Source organism: Hwanghaeella grinnelliae (assembly GCF_004005845.1).
Lineage (GTDB): Bacteria > Pseudomonadota > Alphaproteobacteria > UBA8366 > Aestuariispiraceae > Hwanghaeella > Hwanghaeella grinnelliae.
Window position 1 is genome coordinate 873,945 of the sequence record NZ_SADE01000001.1, and the last position, 16,275, is coordinate 890,219.

Sequence of the window (16,275 nt, forward strand, 5' to 3'; positions counted from 1 at the left end):
GGCAGTAAAATGACTGACGAAAAAAGCCGGTCCACCGGATATCACATGGGGGACGTCAAGACGGTCATCTCCGTCGACGACGTCAACGCCCAGGCCAAGCAGATGGCCGAACCGGTCGAACTTTCGAAGATCGCGGGGCTCGCCAACAACGATCCCTTCGTGAAGGTTGAGGATTTGAAAGCCGGATACGGCAAGATGCAGATCCTGCACGACGTGAACCTTCAGGTCGCCAAGGGACAGTCCCTTTGCCTGATCGGCCCGAACGGCGCCGGCAAATCGACCATTCTGCATTCGATTTTCGGGTTCACGAATATTTTCGGCGGCAAGATCATGATCGGTGATGGGCCGAATAAGAAGGATGTCACGGCCCTGTCGCCGAACCAGAAGCTGAAGGAAGCGGGGATCGCCTATATCCTGCAGGACAAATCCGTCTTCCCCGGCATGACGGTGGAAGAGAATCTGTGGATGGGCGGATACCTGATGGACAATCAGAACGACGCCAAGGAAGCTGCAGAAAAGGTTTTCCAGAAGTATGACCGGCTTGCGAAACGTCGTAAGCATCAGGCGAAGGTGTTGTCGGGTGGCGAGCGCCGGTTGCTCGAAATTTCCCGCGCTTTGGTGATGAATCCGGACGTGCTGCTGGTCGACGAACCGTCAATCGGGTTGGAACCGCGTTTCATCGACATGGTGTTCGATATTCTTGACGATCTGCAGAATACCGAGGGAAAGACCATCATCATGGTCGAACAGAACGCCAAAAAGGGCCTGGAATTCGCCGATATCGGCTATGTCCTGGTCTCCGGTGAACTGGCGATCGCCGGTAAGGGTGACGACCTTCTGGAAAACCCCGAAGTCGGACGCCTGTTCTTGGGGGGATAAGGGGCAGTCAAATCTCACTCTCACCCTGCGGGTAGCGTTCCGCGCCGCACTTGGTATTCTAAGTACCGTACGGATCGTTCAATTGACCGAATAGGGGGTGCGATGACCAAGACCGAAGCATCCAGCCATCCTGCTGTTGCGGCCGGCAAGACCGCTGTGGTGACAGGCGCGGCGAGTGGCATTGGGCTCGCCGCCTGCCGCACTTTCGCTGGCCTTGGCATGAATGTGGTTATGGCGGACCTCACCGCCGAGGACCTTGCCGATGCTTCCGAGACGGTGGCCGCGGAAGCCGCAGGGACCGTGCATCCGGTCGTTGCCGATGTCGCCGACTACAAGCAAATCGAAGCGATACGGGACTGGGCGTTGACGCGGTTCGGCGCCGTCGACCTGTTGATGAACAATGCGGTCACGCGGGTGGGCGGTGGCATTGATGGAACCGCCGAAGATTGGCATCGCGCCATGGCGGTTAACTTCTGGGGGGTCGAAGGCGGGGTCCGGGCTTTCCTTCCCACAATGCTTGAGCAGAACGCACCGGCGGCGATCGTCAATGTGGGTTCGAAGCAGGGCATTACGAATCCACCGGGGAACCTTGCCTATAATGTCACGAAATCTGCGGTAAAGACCTATACCGAAGGGTTGCAGCACGACCTGCGCAACCGGTCGGGATGCAAGGTGAGCGCACATCTTCTGATTCCGGGATGGACGACGACAGGGAAGCGGGAACACAAGCCGGGCGCGTGGATGCCGCAGCAGGTTATCGACTTCATGCTCGCCGGCTTGGCGTCGGGCGATTTCTATATTCTCTGTCCCGATGACGAGACGACGGCGGAAATGGACAATGCGCGGATTCTTTGGGCGGCGCGGGATATCACGGAAAACCGCCCACCGCTTTCGCGTTGGGACCCGAATTGGAAAGCTAAGTTCGAAGGCGAACGATAACCCCACGGTGCGTGCACCGGCCCAGTGCGGAAAACAATGATGAGATATTCCCTTGTTCTTGCCTTTCTGATTCTGCTGGTAGGATGCGACGATGCGGCTGAAACAGTCCCGCAGGTAATCCGACCAATAGCCTGGACCGCCGTGGAGTCTGTCGATTTAGCGCAGGTGCGCCGTCTTTCGGGAACCCTAAAAGCGGCAAGGACGGCTTCGCTAAGTTTTGAGGTCGGCGGGAAAACGGCAACGGTGGCCGCCAATCTGGGTGACGTTGTCGGAAAAGGCGCGTTGCTGGCAGAGATCGACGACGCTCCCTATCAACTGAACCTCAATGCGGCGCGGGGGGCGCTGCAGGAGGCGCGAGCCGCTCTGCATGAGGCGGAAAATAGTTATCGCCGGCAGAAGCAGCTTTTCGACAAAGGCTGGATAGCGCAAGCGGCGTTGGACAACGCAATCGCTACGCTGGACTCAGCCCGCAGCAACGTGAACATCGCCCAGGCGCAATTCGAGCTTGCGGAACGTGACCTGACCGATACGAGACTTCTAGCGCCCTATGATGGTCGTATCACCACCCGTTCGATCGAACCGTCCCAACAGGTTGCAGCCGGGCAGCCGGTGTTTGAAATCGAAGGGCAGGGCGGTTTGGAGGTTTCCGTCATGGTGCCGGAAACGATCATTCAGAACGTGCATGACGGCCAAACCTTCGAGGTCACTTTCGCCGGTCGCGATGCACTGACGGCCCAGGCCCGTGTGACTGAGATCGGGCCTCGTGCACAGGCCAGCAACGCCTTTCCGATTACATTGGCCCTGGCCGGAGACTATCCGTCTTTGCGCTCCGGCATGAGCGCGGAAGTCAATTTTACCTTCGAGGGTCGGGGACGAACAGGATATACCGGCAAGGCGATGAAGGTTCCGATTACTGCTCTGTTACCCGGCAACGACCAGGATGCACTGGTTTTCGTGTTTGACCCGGATTCGGGGACGGTAAGCCGCCGGTCGGTGCAGACCGAGAACATTATCGATAATGAGGTGTTGATTTCTTCCGGTCTGGAAGCTGGGGAAATCATCGCGACAGCCGGTGTCGCCTTTCTGCGCGAAGGACAGAAGGTTCGACTGTTCGATACCGGCGTGCGGCAGTTCAATCAATGACGCCCGGCGTCAACCTGACTGCCGCGGCCTTCGACCATAAGAAGCTGGTCTGTCTGGTTATCGCGATCCTGCTGATATACGGGGCCTTCAGTTACTTCACCTTGCCGGCGCGGGAAGATCCCGAGATCACCATCCGTGGAGCGACGGTGACGACGCGTTTCCCGGGAATGGCGCCCGACCGTGTCGAACTGCTGATTACCAAGAAACTGGAAGAAGCAATCCGCACGATCCCGCAGGTGGAGGAAATCCGTTCGACCTCGACCACAGGGTTGTCGATCATTCATGTGGAGATCATGGACCGGTTTTTCGCGCTGGAGGATATCTGGTCGGATCTGCGGGCAAAGGTGTCGGATGCCCGGGGGAAATTGCCCGATGGCGCCGGCGCGCCGCAGATCGACGATGACCGCGGCGATGTATCGATCATCACCCTGGCGTTGCTGTCGGACGGCTTCGAAATGGGACAGATGTATGATGTCGCGAAGCATGTCCGCGATACGTTGTATCTGGTCAATGGAACAAAACGGATCGATCTGCTGAGCGTTCAATATGAGCGCGTCTTTCTGGAGGTTTCCAATGCGCGCCTTGCTCAATTGGGGCTGTCTCCGTTCGAACTGATTTCAGCCTTGCGGCAGCAGAACATTATTCGGCCTGGCGGGAACGTGAATGTCGGGCCGGAGGAAATCATCCTGGAGCCGACGGGCAATTATCAAAGTGTGGACGATATTGGCGAGACATTGATCACCTTGCCGAACAATTCCGATGTCATCCCGCTGAAGGATATCGTTTCTATTCGTCGTGACTATGCGGACCCGCCGGAGCGGCCGTCCTATTTCAATGGCGAACCGGCGATCATGTTCGCGATTTCAATGCTTTCGGGGCAAAACGTCCTGGAATACGCGCCGCGGATGAAGGCCGAAATTCAGCGGATAGAGGATACGCTGCCTATCGGGTACGAATTGAAGATAGCGACCTACCAGGCAGACCAGGTCCGCGCCACCATTGACGGCGTTTCCCTGAATGTCGTGGAAACCTTGGCGATCGTCCTGGTGGTGGTGATGGTGTTTCTGGGTGTTCGGACAGGCGCTATCGTTGGTGCCATCGTGCCATGTGTCATGCTGGGAACACTGGGGATCATGAGCTTGGCGGGCATGGAATTGCAGCGCATGAGTTTGGCGACCCTGATCATCGCGCTGGGGCTGTTGGTCGATAACGGCATTGTCGTTGCCGAGGATTTCAAGCGACGTCTTGAATCGGGAATGGACCGATATGAAGCGATGGTCAGCGGCGGCCGGGAATTGGCCATTCCTTTGTTGACCTCGACGCTGACCACAATCCTCGTCTTCATGCCGTTGATGCTGGCCGAGCACATGGCGAGTGAATACACGCGCTCAATCAGTCTGGTTATACTGATCTCGCTCATGGCTAGTTGGGTGCTTGCCCTCTGCGCCACACCGTTGCTGTGTTACGCCTTCATCAAGGTCCGGCCGGTGCCGGACAACGCCGCCCATGACATGCACCCTAACGGACGGTTGTTTACCGCCTATGCGGTGTTCCTTAAGGCGGTTCTCAGGTTTAAAATTCCTTTTCTTGTCCTAATGGTCGCGGCGCTTGCCGGCACCGTGCTTTTGTTCGGGCAAGTGCCGAAGCAATTCTTTCCAAATTCCGACCGTTCCCAGGTGCTGGTCTATATCGACCTGCCAGCGGGCACGCCGGTTCGTTACACCAACACACGAATGCAGGATATCTTCGCCTGGCTCGATGACCGGGAAAGGTTCCCTCATATCGAAAGTCATGTGGGTTATGTCGGCTATGGCGGCCCGCGCTTCGTCCTATCCCTCGCCCCTATCGATCCTGCGGATAATAAAGGTTTCATCGTGCTCAACATCGATGAGGCCGAAAGCATGGACAAGACGATCGCGGCGCTGCAACGGGGCTTCATTGAGGATCATTTCGACCTTCAAGCCCGTGTAAAACGAATGTTCCTGGGGCCGTCGGATTCGTCGGAGATCGAGGTGCAGGTGATCGGTCCCGATGCCGGCTTTATTTTCAGAACCGCACGGCAGATCGAAGACTATTTGTCGACTATTCCGGGGACGATCGATATCCGAAACAACTGGGAGAACCGGATCATGAAAGTGCTGGTCCGCGTCGACCAGCAACGCGCGCGGCGAGCCGGTGTGACCAGCGAAGATATCGCCATATCGCTGCAAGGCTATTTCGACGGGACGGAAGTGACCGAATTGCGGGAAGGGGATGACATTATTCCGATCGTCTTTCGCGGGGAAAGTGCCGAGCGTTTGAACCTGGATCGGATGCGGACGCTGAACGTTTATTCGCAAAGCCGGCGCGTAACCGTGCCGCTGATACAGGTCGCGGATTTCGTACCGGACAATCAATACGCACGGATTGTGCGCGAGGACCTTTTCCGGACCGTGTCGGTCCAGGCGCGCAGTACGGTGATGACGGCTGAGGACCTCGCGGACGTCATAGACGCCAAGATCGTGGCAATGCGGCAGTCCCTGCCGCCGAACCACAGCATCGAATATGACGGTGTCGTCAAGGAATCGGCGGATGCGCAGGCGGCCCTCTCAGCCAATGTACCGGTGGTACTCGGTGTGATCGTCCTTTTGCTTGTAGCGCAGTTCGGTTCCTACCGCCGGCCGCTCATCATCGCGTTGACGATTCCACTGTCCGCTATTGGCGCGATTGCTGGATTGCTAGTCATGCAGGCACCGTTCGGTTTCATGGTTACGCTTGGTATCTATTCGCTGGCGGGGATCATCATAAACAATGCCATTGTCCTGATTGATCGTATAGACATTGAACGGGCGGCCGGGAAAACAAACACGGATGCGATCATCGATGCCTGTTTGCTTCGTGTCCGGCCTATTGCGATGACCACGATAACGACGATCCTGGGCTTGATGCCCCTGATTGTCACCGTCGATCCGCTTTTTTACGGCATGGCCTGCGTCATCGCATTCGGGTTAGGAATCGGTACGCTGCTGACGCTCGGGGTCGTCCCCGCGCTGTTCGCCTTGTTGTTCCCTGATGGCAAGACTGGTTAGGTCTGAACCGGCCGCCGGCGTGCTACAGCTTCCGTTTCGTCACATAAGGAAAGGTGAAGGCGACGGTCCAACCGATCAGCGTCAACCCGATCAACGCTTCGACGCCAGCCAATAGACGCAGCGGGCCGGTAGGGTACAGATCCCCATAGCCGAGTGAGGTATAGCTGGACGCAGAAAAATAGAAATAGTCCCTGATATGCACAGCACCATGGATATGGCCGACTTGGGCGTATTCCGACACAAGCATATAGACGACGCCAAACAGAAGCATCTCGGCGAAATGCATCAGGACGATCGACGATGTCGCCGCCACGACATGCACAAAGGCAAAGCGATCACCATGCATGCGGTCCAGCAGCGGTGTGACGGCATGCAAGACCTTCACATGAAACGTCACCGTCAGGATCGCAAAGGCAAACGAGCAGAACCAGTAAAGTAAGCTCACTCAATTCCCTCCCAGAAAAAGCGCGGTGCCGATAAATAACCGTATTCCAAGGATGGAAAAAGGCCGTCGTCAGCGTTGCAGAGTCTTGTCAGAGAGTTCTTCGATCGCCGCTTGCAAGCTCTTGCTATCGACCGGCTTGGCAAGGAAGTAGTCCATGCCCGCTTCGAGGCATTGGTCCTTGTCCACCTCGAACGCGTTGGCGGTTATCGCAAGGATCGGGACATTGGCGCGCTCGGCTATTTCCAGACGGCGGATATGCCTTGTCGCCTCCAAACCGTTCATGTCCGGCATTTGCATGTCCATCAAGACCAAGTCGTAGGACAGGTTGCGCACGGCATTCACTGCATCTCTTCCATTTTCCACGACGTCAACGCTGTAGCCGAGTTTTTCCAGCGAAAGCCGTGTGACCATTTGGTTGATGTGATTGTCCTCAGCGATCAGGGCGCGACCTCTCGGAGGTGCCACGCCGGCGTCGAGGGGGCTTAACCCCGTTCGCGGGGCCGGCATTGGTGTTTTCAAGTCCAATGCGTGGAGCAAAGCGTTGTAAAGGTGTGACTGGCGTGTTGGTTTCAGCAAATGGACGTCGAACAATTTTCTAGACTGGGCGTCGGCCCATTTTTCCGACGGTATCGGTGACAAGGCCAGTATCGGCAGTATTCCAAAATGTGGTTCCGCCCGTAAAGCGGCCATGATCCGCGCGCCGTTCTCTTCCGGATGGCGCAGGTCTACCAATATGAGGTTGAAGGGATTGCCGGTCGGGTCCGCTTCCTGCCGGCTTTGCAAAGCTGCTTCGACACTGTCCACAGCCGTTGCGCGGACACCCCAATTGCCCAGCGTCTGTTGCAGCAGGTCTGGATGGTCCGGCGTGTCGTGAACGATCAGTATGCGGCGGCTGCGCAGTTTGCGGGTATGTTCTTCCCGAAGTTCGGACACGGCCCGGCCGGCGCAGGGTAGGACCATTTCGAACCAGAACGTGCTGCCTATACCCGGTTCGCTATCGAATCCGATTTCCCCGCCCATCGCTTCGACGAGGCGTTTGCTGATTGCCAGCCCTAGGCCGGACCCGCCGTATTTGCGGGTTGAAGATGAGTCTACTTGTGAGAAGCTCTGGAACAGTTTCGCCTGGTCCTGTTTGGCAATGCCTATACCGCTGTCCCGGACTTCGATGCGGATGCGGGGCATTTCAAAGGTGCCGCCGTTCCGGAACGCGCGGATTGTCACGTCTCCGGATTCGGTGAATTTCACCGCGTTGCCTAGCAGGTTCAACAAGACTTGCCGCATGCGTCCAGCATCCCCGCGGAACATCAGCGATACATCCGGTGACGCGGTATAGCCGATCTCCAACCCTTTTTCCTTGGCGCGCGGGGCCAGGATTTCTATCGCCCCTTCCACCAAACCGACCAGGTTGAAATCCTCTTCCGACAAATCGAGTTTTCTGGATTCCAATTTTGAGAAATCCAAAATGTCGTTGATGATGCTCATCAGGTCATTGCCGGAATTTGCGATCGTTTCGACATACCGGCGCTGTTCGTCGTTCAAGTCCGTGTCCAGTAGCACCTCGGTCATGCCGATGACGCCGTTCATCGGTGTGCGTATTTCGTGGCTCATCGTCGCCAGGAATTCGGACTTGGCGCGGTTTGCTTCCTCGGCCTGACGAACGGCGACGGTCAGATCGGCCGTCTTTCGCAGAACCCGTTCCTCCAGCGTCCGATTCAGCGCCAGGATTTCACGCTGGGCGTCTTCCCGTTCTGCTATGGAGCGTGCCAAGGCGCGCATCGGTAGCACGCGGATGACGATGAAAAGCAGTCCGGCGAGGGCGACCGATATCAGCGCGACATATAAGGCCCACAGCCATACATGTGACGATGACTGCTGCTGGTGAAGGTAGGCGACGATGTCCGGGCCGAACCGGACAGGGGTTACGGCGCGGATGTTGAGAAGCGGGATTTCGCCGCCAAGTTCCTGCACAGTCGAACCGTCCGGCAGGATCAGCGCGATGTGGAGGACTGTGCGCTCAGGATGGTCCTCGTCCCCGCGCAAGGCCCGCGTGAAGACGGATGCGATCCGTTCATCGAGAAACACCCAGAGGTCAGGGTTGCTTGCGATCAACTCCTCGACCTCGCTGGCAATCCGCCGATTTTCGATCTGAATGCGGTCCTGCTCGTAGTTCAACCCAGTGGCCAGATAGACGGCGGGCGTCAGCACGGCGATGCCGACGGCAAGCACCAGGGAAAGCCAGCCGATCGTCCTGCGCAAACGCCGGTCCGAGGAAATGCTGCTGACGGCGGCGTGGCGTTCCGCTTCCGCGACAAGTTTTTGTGTATCCGGCATAGGGTCTTGCCTTTATTGGCTTTGCCGCGGCCTATTCACGGCCGATAGGCAAATGGCCGTTGTCGCGCAGTATTTCCTGACCTTGCGCTGAATAGAGAAAATCGACCAAAGCCGTTGTCTCGTCGGGAACAACCTTCGGCGTCACCAGATAATACCGTTTCGATATTGGATAGCTACCGTTGGCTAGGTTTTCTGTTGTCGGCGCCACGCCGTTCAGGGCGAAGGTGTTGATGTTCCGGTCTTCAGCCAGAATCAAGGATAGCGACAGGAAACCGACGGCCGTCGGTGTCTCTTCCAGGGCATCGGCGGCATCTTGATCTGACGCACCGATCCGCGCGCCGCGGCTGACGGCGGCGTCGAAAGCTGGCCCCATTTCCGGGAACGCCTCTACAACCAGTGTAATGTCCGTGTCGTGCAGGGGGCGCATGACAACCAGAATCGGATTGCCGTTCGGCCAACGTCTGGTACCGCGCTGGTAGATCTCCACCACATCGGCGATGGTCAGTTTCTCCAAATATACGTCGTTCGCCGATGACAGGGCCAATGCGGTGACGCCATAAGCATTGGCTTTGAAGCCGGCGGCGGCTTCCTCGGCTTTCAAAGGTCTGGACGAAATGGCGAGATCGATGGCCCCGGCCGCAAGGGCCTTGATGCCGCCACCGCTGCCAAGGCTGTTCAATACAGTGATATCGGTTTCCGGGTGCGTGGCCTTGTAGGCTTGGGCGATTTTTTTCCAGGTGCCGAGATCACCGCCAGTGCCGCCAATTTTGATTTCGGCCTGTGACGGTGAGACGCCAAGTGACGTGGCAAGAAAAAGCGCAAGAAATGCTGCGCGCAGATACACGGGGTTGGTTTGGAAGAACATTGTTTGGACTGACTCCGCCGTAACGATTGCCGCCCCCCGACGTACATCGTCATGTCATCAATGTAATCCTACAGCTGCGGGTATTAAGAAAGGGTTGAAACCTTATTGAATGCCGGTGTGCCGCATCGCCTCCCGTCCCAGATAGGTGGCCAACTCACTGATCCTCACCCACTTTGCTGTCGGCGGCTTTCTCGCTGACGGCATGGTGTCTGGGCGGGGTCATCCTTGCGCGGTTCCTCCACGCGGACTGGCACTGGCGTGCGGTCAATATCGGTTTGGGGATGGTCCTGCTTCTGTCGATCGTTCCGATCTGGCTATAGCGCTTATTTAGATAGGCACCGCAGTTAGGGACACCCTATTTGGTCCGCCAGTTCGACCATGTCGTTTGCGATGAATTCCCAATCGCTCGTGGCTTCGAAATCCACCTTTTGATGCGGGCCATATTCATAGGGGCGGTTGATATAGGCCGTCTTCATACCGCAGTCGCGGGCGGCTTGAAGATCACCGTTATGGGCCGCGACCAGCATGCATTGGTCGGGTCGAAGTCCCAGGGCTTCGCAACTTCCAAGATAGGTTTCCGGCATCGGCTTGTAGGATCGTGTCACCTCCGCGCCGAGGACGGCGTCCCAGGGCAGGCCGCTGTTCCTGGCCATGTTCACCATCAGCGCGATATTGCCGTTCGAGAGCGTGCCGAGGACGTATTGCCGGTGCAGGCGGTGCAAACCGGGCAATACGTCTTCCCAGGGCCGGAGCCGATGCCAAGCGCGGTTCAAATGGTCCGTCTCTTCCTCGGATATCCCGGTGATGCCGTATTTCCCGAATAGCTGGTCCAGGTTTTCGCGGTGTAGGACGTCCAGCCGAACGAAGCCGCGGTTCCCGGCGCGGACCTGCTCCATGGCGGGTTGGTAAAGGCCGCGCCAATCATCCGCGAAGGCCAGCCAATCCCGGTCGATCCCATTGCGTGCGCCGAAGGCGGCGGCTTCGCGGGAAATGCCCCCGCGCCAATCCACGACGGTACCGAACACATCGAACAGCAAGGCCTTCACCTGTTTCGCGCCGTTTTGCGCGGCAACGTCCGTGGCATTTCTGGCGGGCATGATTTTTCCTCCGTCCCTGTCTTTGCCGCATGCTGGCACAGTCGGGGCGGGGGGAACAGGGGCCTAAACGCCCATGCGTTGCCGCAAATGCTGGGTCAGTTCCAGCGGTTCCAGGTCTGGTAGGCTTTCGAAATCGATCCGTTGGCCGATATCGACGTCGATCCGGGTATCCAGCTTGTTGCGCACCTCGTTCAACAGCAGGCCCAGGCGTAGAACCTGGCTGTGTCGGCTGGCAAATTGAAACGACCAGGAGTTTCGGCCGTGGAACTGAACCGGCAGGATGTCACAGCGTGACGCCTGGATGAGTTTTCCCGTCATCGGCTTCCACTCGTCATCTCGGACAGGCGCCCGCCGTCGCTGCGACCAGGAGACGCCGCCGGCGGGGAAAATCCCGATGGTGCCGCTGTTGCGAAGCCGGTCGATGGCGGCGCGCCGGCTGGCGACGTTGATGCGGTTTGCGTCCCGTGTGCCGGTGAAGTCGATGGGCAACAGATTCCGCACCAAACTGGGTTCCTGCAGCAGCACGCCGTTGGCGATGACTTGGAACTCGGGATCGATGCGTGATGCAATCCAGGACAGAACGAAGCCGTCGATGACGCCGAAGGGATGGTTGGCCACCAGAAGAAGACCGCGATCCGGCCGTTTCAATGCCGGCGTCGCCGCTGCATCGAAACGGATGCCCAATTGTTTGACGGCAAGGTCCCAGGCCGCGGGTCCTGACAAGCTCGCCCCGTCCTGTAGGTAGCGTTTGTAGCGTTCGCTTAGGGCGCCACGGCCGGTGACTTTTTCGACCGTGCGTATCAGCGCGCGGTGAAATGGCGGCATGCTGGGATCGGCATAGGTGATGGTGATCGGCTCGCGCATCGCCAAGAGTCCATAAATCGATAAGACGTCTATGGATGGGGCCGTTCGGGACCCGCGTAAAGCGCTTGCAGCCGGTTGAAACCGAAACTTCATCGAACGGTCACCGGACCGTCTTGTCGCGACCGCCCAGAAGGGATTAGCGGCCCGCGGGCGGCGCGTGCCAATGTCGCTGGCCGTGCCGCCCGGGGGGATGAAGAGGGTCAAAGAATGTCGGCGAACCCCATCAGGGCCAGGATGAATTCCTTGGGCCGTTCGGCCGGGATCATGTGACCGGCTTGCGGTATGTCCAGGCGCAGGCCTTGCGGCAGTTCCGCAAACAAGGCATCGACGTCGGCCGGATTATAGAAGACCCTGTCCTGATAGCCGGTGGTGACCAGAACCGGCAGATCCAGGCCGGTCAGGTCCATTTCCCAGCTGGTATCGGCCATATGGGTGACCAGGTTCATGAAACCGGCATCTTCGGCGAGCCCTTCATAGGCGGATGGGTTGTCGAAAATGTCGTCGATCATGGCCGCGTGCATCGCTTCCGACGTGATGACGTGGGAGGCAACGTCGCGCAACAAGGTGGGACCGCCCTGTTGCATCAGGCGAACGCACATCCGGTTCATCCAATCGATGCGTGGCGACATCTTCCGCAAGGTGTTGACGAGGACGATGCCGGAAGGCTTCAGGCCTTGCGCATGGGCCCGGATCGCATACAGGCCACCGATCGACAGCCCGACGACGATCGGGGCGTCGATTTTCAACTCGGCGATGACGCGCATCAAATCGGCTGTGATCAGCTTGTCGTCCAGCGCGATCGCGGGGTCGAAGCTGCTCTTGGCCTGTCCGCGGAAATTGTAGACGAGCGTGCCGTGCCCCGCCTTGCGCAATGCAGGTCCGATCAATCCCTGCCAAAGGGAGCAATCGCCGGTGATGGGGTTGATGAAGACGAAGGTCTTTCCGCCCGCGCCCGATGGCGGATCATACTCGTAGTAGAGCGCGTTCTTTTCGTCGATTTGCAGTAGCGACAATTCTTCCTCCCGTTCGTCCAAAATTGTTTTGCCAGGCGCGTCGCCCGGTGGATCGGTGTCCGGCAATTTTGCGGATCGGCAAAGCCATTGGGAAGAAGGAACCGACCGTACTTACGCCGGTCGCGGGAACAGGTCTCATTCCATTGGGTAAGGGGCGGGCCCGGACAGGGCCGCGCCACGTGGCGGAGTTAGCTGAAAGACAAGGCGCCTATTGGCGTTCCGCCAACTGCGGCGCGTTCTTGGGGCCAAGCACCAAGCAGTCCTGGCGACGCTGCTTCATGTTGTTGCAGGCAGCGAAGGCGTCCTGTTTCTGCAGCCCGGCGATGCGCGCCCGGTAGAGCGTCCTTGTTCCCCGCGTGGGAACGACCGCAATCATCGACGCTTCCACAACGGAACCGAGCCGTGATTGCGCCGTTTCGGCGGCGCCATGGGCGCGCGACCGACTGCGGAACGCGCCAACCTGGATCGACCATTCGCCCATCGGCTCGGCAGCCGGTTGGGCACTTGCTGTCGGAACAGGCGCGCGCGGCGGCTCGGCAGCCTGGGCTGCGATGCTGAGGGCTGAATTCACCCGCTTCAGGAAGGGGTTCTTCGCTCCGCTGGCCGCGACCTGCGTTTCGCCCAATGCCGGCATGTCCGGTTTGCGCGGTGCACGGATCGCGACGGCCTCGTAGCCGAGGAAGGCGCTATCCAGAAGGGCCATCATTTTCCGGTCCCGGGACTTTGACGTCCGTCCCCCGAATACAACGCCGATCAGCCGGACATTATGACGCGTGACCGAGGCGACGAGGTTGAAGCCTGCGGCGCCGATATAGCCCGTCTTGATGCCGTCCGTGCCAGTGTAGCGGCCCAACAAGTTGTTGTGGTTCTTGTGCTTGCGTCCCCGATAGGTGAAGGACTTTGTGTCGAACAGCCCATAATATTCAGGGAAGTCATGCATGATGCGGTGGGCCAGGGTGGCCATGTCGCGCGCAGTGCTTTTCTGGGTTTTACTGTAAAGGCCCGAGGCGTTTCTGAAGGTCGTTCGGGTCATGCCCAAGGACCGTGCTTTGGCCGTCATCTTCTCCGCAAACTTGGCTTCCGTACCGGCAATGCCCTCGGCGACGACAACGGCGACATCGTTCGCCGACTTGGTGATCAGGGACATGATCGCGTCACGGACGGAAATCTTCTCACCACGGCCAAGGCCCAGCTTGCTCGACGGCATGCGGCTGGCATGGCGGGAAACCGTCAACTGCTGACCCATCGTCAGACGGCCGTCGCGCAGCGCCTCGAACGTCATGTAGAGCGTCATGATCTTGGTCAGCGATGCCGGGTGGCGCAGCGTATCGATGTTCCGGGAATGCAAAATCTTTCCGGTCGCATCTTCCATGATCAGCGCGGAATACTTGGCATCGGCGGATTTCGGTACGGAAACCAGTCCAATCACGGCCAAGATCAATAGCAAGACCGATAGAGACATCCCCAATTTTGACTTGGCGTTGCGGCGCATAGTCGACCCTTTTTACTTCCCTAGTCTGCAGCAAGTCTTACGAATTCTGTGTCCGTTTCGTTTATAAACGAATCACTCGAATCAGTCCACACGAAGGATGAGTATTCCACTATGGACATTAACGGTTAGTGAATTCGTATAAGGTTTATCGAAGTTTTTCTTTGATATCGAGCGCAATTGCGGCCGCGACGAACCGACCCATATTGGTGACGGGACGTCGTGCGATAACGTGATTTAGCGAATTGGAGCCTGACCGGGCCCCGAAAAGACGAGGAGCATTCGGTTTAATGAAGGCAATACGGTTCCCTTTGGTCGCCATTTTGGTGGTTGTGTCCGGTGTGGCCCTTCTGACCGGGTGTACGGCTTCGTCGACTGGGGAAATCGACAACCCCGTTCTGCGTCGGGCGACATGGATCGACTTCATCAGCGCCGGCGATATTCGCCAAAACTGCAGGCCGGGGGCGGCGGAACGCATCCGGTTCGTGTTGAACGCAAACCGCGCGGAACAGGTGCGGATCTACGATCTGAACGCGGCAAATGAGACCCTGAGGATAAGGGTGCTGACCCCCAAGCAACGGATCGATGAGATCCGCCTGGACAACAGCATCACCCGTTTTTTCAACCCGTCCGACATGACGGTCCGCCTGTCGGAACGGGATACGGCATTGATCCTGAGCGCCTATCGTAAGGATCTTGCCGCGCCGCGATCCGAACTGCCGTCCGAATTGCTGACCGAATGGCATTTCTGGCTGGTCGGTGCGTGCTTGGATGGAAAATTCACTTACGACGCCTGGGTGAACCCCGGCCGCGACTTCCTGGCTTTGACCTTCCCGGAAAACCTTCTGCGCCGGGACATAAGCAATATTCCGCTGAACTTGCCGCCGGGTGAGCGTTTGACGATCAGGGACTACAACCCGGAGCGGCAGCAGGGATACGACCATTATATTTTGCATTTGCGTGAAGATCGCGTGATTCTTGGGCAAAACTATGGGCTGGATAAGAGCAAATAGCAGTCTAACCTATTGATTTAAAATAAAACCATAAAAATGGTGCAGTGCACAATAATCCCTTGACTTAAGCGCCGGCCATATTATATAACCGTTATGAATGTTGCGGTGCAGCATTCTGGAGTATCCCAATTTCGATACGCCGCCGGCAGGTCCGGCAACCAATTGTGCCGAGACCACGCCGATGATCGGCGTCTAAACACTCAGGAGATTATTGTTATGACCAGCAAGAAGGCAGGCGCCGCCAAAGTCGACGCCAAACAATTCGAAGAAGCCGTTGCCAATGGCAAGCAGTCCGTCGAGCAGGCGATGGCCGCGACGAAAGAACACGTCGAAAAGGCCTCCAACGCCGCGTTGAAGAGCTATGACGAGTTCGCCACCTATGGCAAAGATTCCTTCGATGTTTTCTCGAAGTTCAATGATGCTGTCGTTAAGGGTTCCGAAGAATTCGGCAAGGCCTACTACACCTTCGTCAAATCCTCCGCCGATGCGGGCGCCGAGACCGCCAAGGCTCTGCTCAGCGCGAAGACCCTGAACGAGTTCGTTGAAATCCAGTCCGGCTTCGCCCGCACCACGTTCGACTCGATGGTCAGCGAAAGCGGCAAGTTGAACGAAATCGGCGTCAAGGTTGCGACCGAAGCGTTCGAACCGGTTCAGGCGCACATGAACGCCACGGTTGAACGGATGGTGAAGCCGCTGGCGGCCTAACGGCGCACGGTTTTCGCATCCGATAAGGATCGTCCGTCCATCTGGACGGACTGCCTGGAACGGCCCGGATTTTCCGGGCCGTTCTTGTTTTTGAGGCCATGAATACCATTCAGCTCTAATTCTTGCCGGTGGAGATTGAGAAAACACTGGTCACGCCTGCGTCAAATTCCTTTTCAAATGCGCAAGCACGATGCTATATCGCCATCCATCCCAACCAATTGATGCATGTTATGGTGGGTCTTGGGGACGCAGGGGCGCCCGATGGGAGCGGACCTTTCTCAAGGCACGCGGTCTGTTGCCCCTTTTCTTTTTGCGTAAGGGGCCTGTTGCGTAGGGGACGATCGCACTGTTGCGCTAAGCCGTATTAGACCAAAGCCTGACGTGCACAGCGCTGGCGGCCAGAACGAACCAGCGAGAATTGAGG

Annotated in this window: 13 protein-coding genes; 6 read left to right on the forward strand and 7 right to left on the reverse strand. The window is 57.9% G+C overall.

What is annotated here, in order from left to right; all coding sequences use genetic code 11:
- The first annotated feature begins 9 nt into the window (after positions 1-9).
- From EOI86_RS03930 to EOI86_RS03945, 4 genes are all read left to right on the forward strand, one after another.
- Positions 10-879 (forward strand): ABC transporter ATP-binding protein, encoded by an 870-nt coding sequence (locus EOI86_RS03930; protein ID WP_127763815.1) that lies wholly within the window; start codon positions 10-12, stop codon positions 877-879.
- A gap of 102 nt (positions 880-981) precedes the next feature.
- Complete coding sequence (locus tag EOI86_RS03935) at positions 982-1,818, forward strand: SDR family NAD(P)-dependent oxidoreductase (protein WP_127763816.1); 837 nt, start codon at positions 982-984, stop codon at positions 1,816-1,818.
- A 36-nt stretch (positions 1,819-1,854) separates the two neighbouring features.
- Complete coding sequence (locus tag EOI86_RS03940; protein ID WP_205032051.1) at positions 1,855-2,961, forward strand: efflux RND transporter periplasmic adaptor subunit; 1,107 nt, start codon at positions 1,855-1,857, stop codon at positions 2,959-2,961.
- On the forward strand, positions 2,958-6,029 hold the full coding sequence (locus tag EOI86_RS03945; RefSeq protein WP_127763817.1) for an efflux RND transporter permease subunit: 3,072 nt from the start codon (positions 2,958-2,960) through the stop codon (positions 6,027-6,029). Before EOI86_RS03940 ends, EOI86_RS03945 begins: the two co-directional genes overlap by 4 nt.
- A gap of 22 nt (positions 6,030-6,051) precedes the next feature.
- Here the strand turns inward: EOI86_RS03945 and EOI86_RS03950 are convergent, their stop codons facing one another.
- From EOI86_RS03950 to EOI86_RS03980, 7 genes are all read right to left on the reverse strand, one after another.
- The gene (locus EOI86_RS03950; RefSeq protein WP_205032052.1) at positions 6,052-6,474 is read right to left on the reverse strand and encodes a potassium channel family protein; all 423 of its coding nucleotides are present in this window, start codon (positions 6,472-6,474) and stop codon (positions 6,052-6,054) included.
- Positions 6,475-6,543: 69 nt separating this feature from the next.
- A complete protein-coding gene (locus EOI86_RS03955) occupies positions 6,544-8,805 on the reverse strand; it encodes a response regulator (protein ID WP_127763818.1) in 2,262 nt (753 codons plus the stop codon).
- A 31-nt stretch (positions 8,806-8,836) separates the two neighbouring features.
- Positions 8,837-9,670 (reverse strand): substrate-binding domain-containing protein, encoded by an 834-nt coding sequence (locus EOI86_RS03960; RefSeq protein ID WP_127763819.1) that lies wholly within the window; start codon positions 9,668-9,670, stop codon positions 8,837-8,839.
- 344 nt (positions 9,671-10,014) lie between these two features.
- The gene (locus EOI86_RS03965) at positions 10,015-10,767 is read right to left on the reverse strand and encodes a haloacid dehalogenase type II (RefSeq protein ID WP_127763820.1); all 753 of its coding nucleotides are present in this window, start codon (positions 10,765-10,767) and stop codon (positions 10,015-10,017) included.
- A 63-nt stretch (positions 10,768-10,830) separates the two neighbouring features.
- Positions 10,831-11,631 (reverse strand): lysophospholipid acyltransferase family protein, encoded by an 801-nt coding sequence (locus tag EOI86_RS03970; protein WP_127763821.1) that lies wholly within the window; start codon positions 11,629-11,631, stop codon positions 10,831-10,833.
- Positions 11,632-11,831: 200 nt separating this feature from the next.
- Complete coding sequence (locus EOI86_RS03975) at positions 11,832-12,644, reverse strand: alpha/beta fold hydrolase (protein ID WP_161973681.1); 813 nt, start codon at positions 12,642-12,644, stop codon at positions 11,832-11,834.
- A 208-nt stretch (positions 12,645-12,852) separates the two neighbouring features.
- Positions 12,853-14,136: a serine hydrolase gene (locus EOI86_RS03980; RefSeq protein ID WP_127763823.1), complete on the reverse strand. Its 1,284-nt coding sequence runs from the start codon at positions 14,134-14,136 to the stop codon at positions 12,853-12,855.
- 287 nt (positions 14,137-14,423) lie between these two features.
- Here EOI86_RS03980 and EOI86_RS03985 point away from each other — a divergent pair, with 287 nt between their 5' ends.
- A complete protein-coding gene (locus EOI86_RS03985) occupies positions 14,424-15,146 on the forward strand; it encodes a hypothetical protein (protein ID WP_127763824.1) in 723 nt (240 codons plus the stop codon).
- A gap of 216 nt (positions 15,147-15,362) precedes the next feature.
- Positions 15,363-15,851 carry a phasin family protein gene (locus tag EOI86_RS03990; protein ID WP_161973682.1) on the forward strand — a complete coding sequence of 163 codons (489 nt, stop codon included), beginning with the start codon at positions 15,363-15,365 and terminating at the stop codon, positions 15,849-15,851.
- Positions 15,852-16,275: the final 424 nt, after the last annotated feature.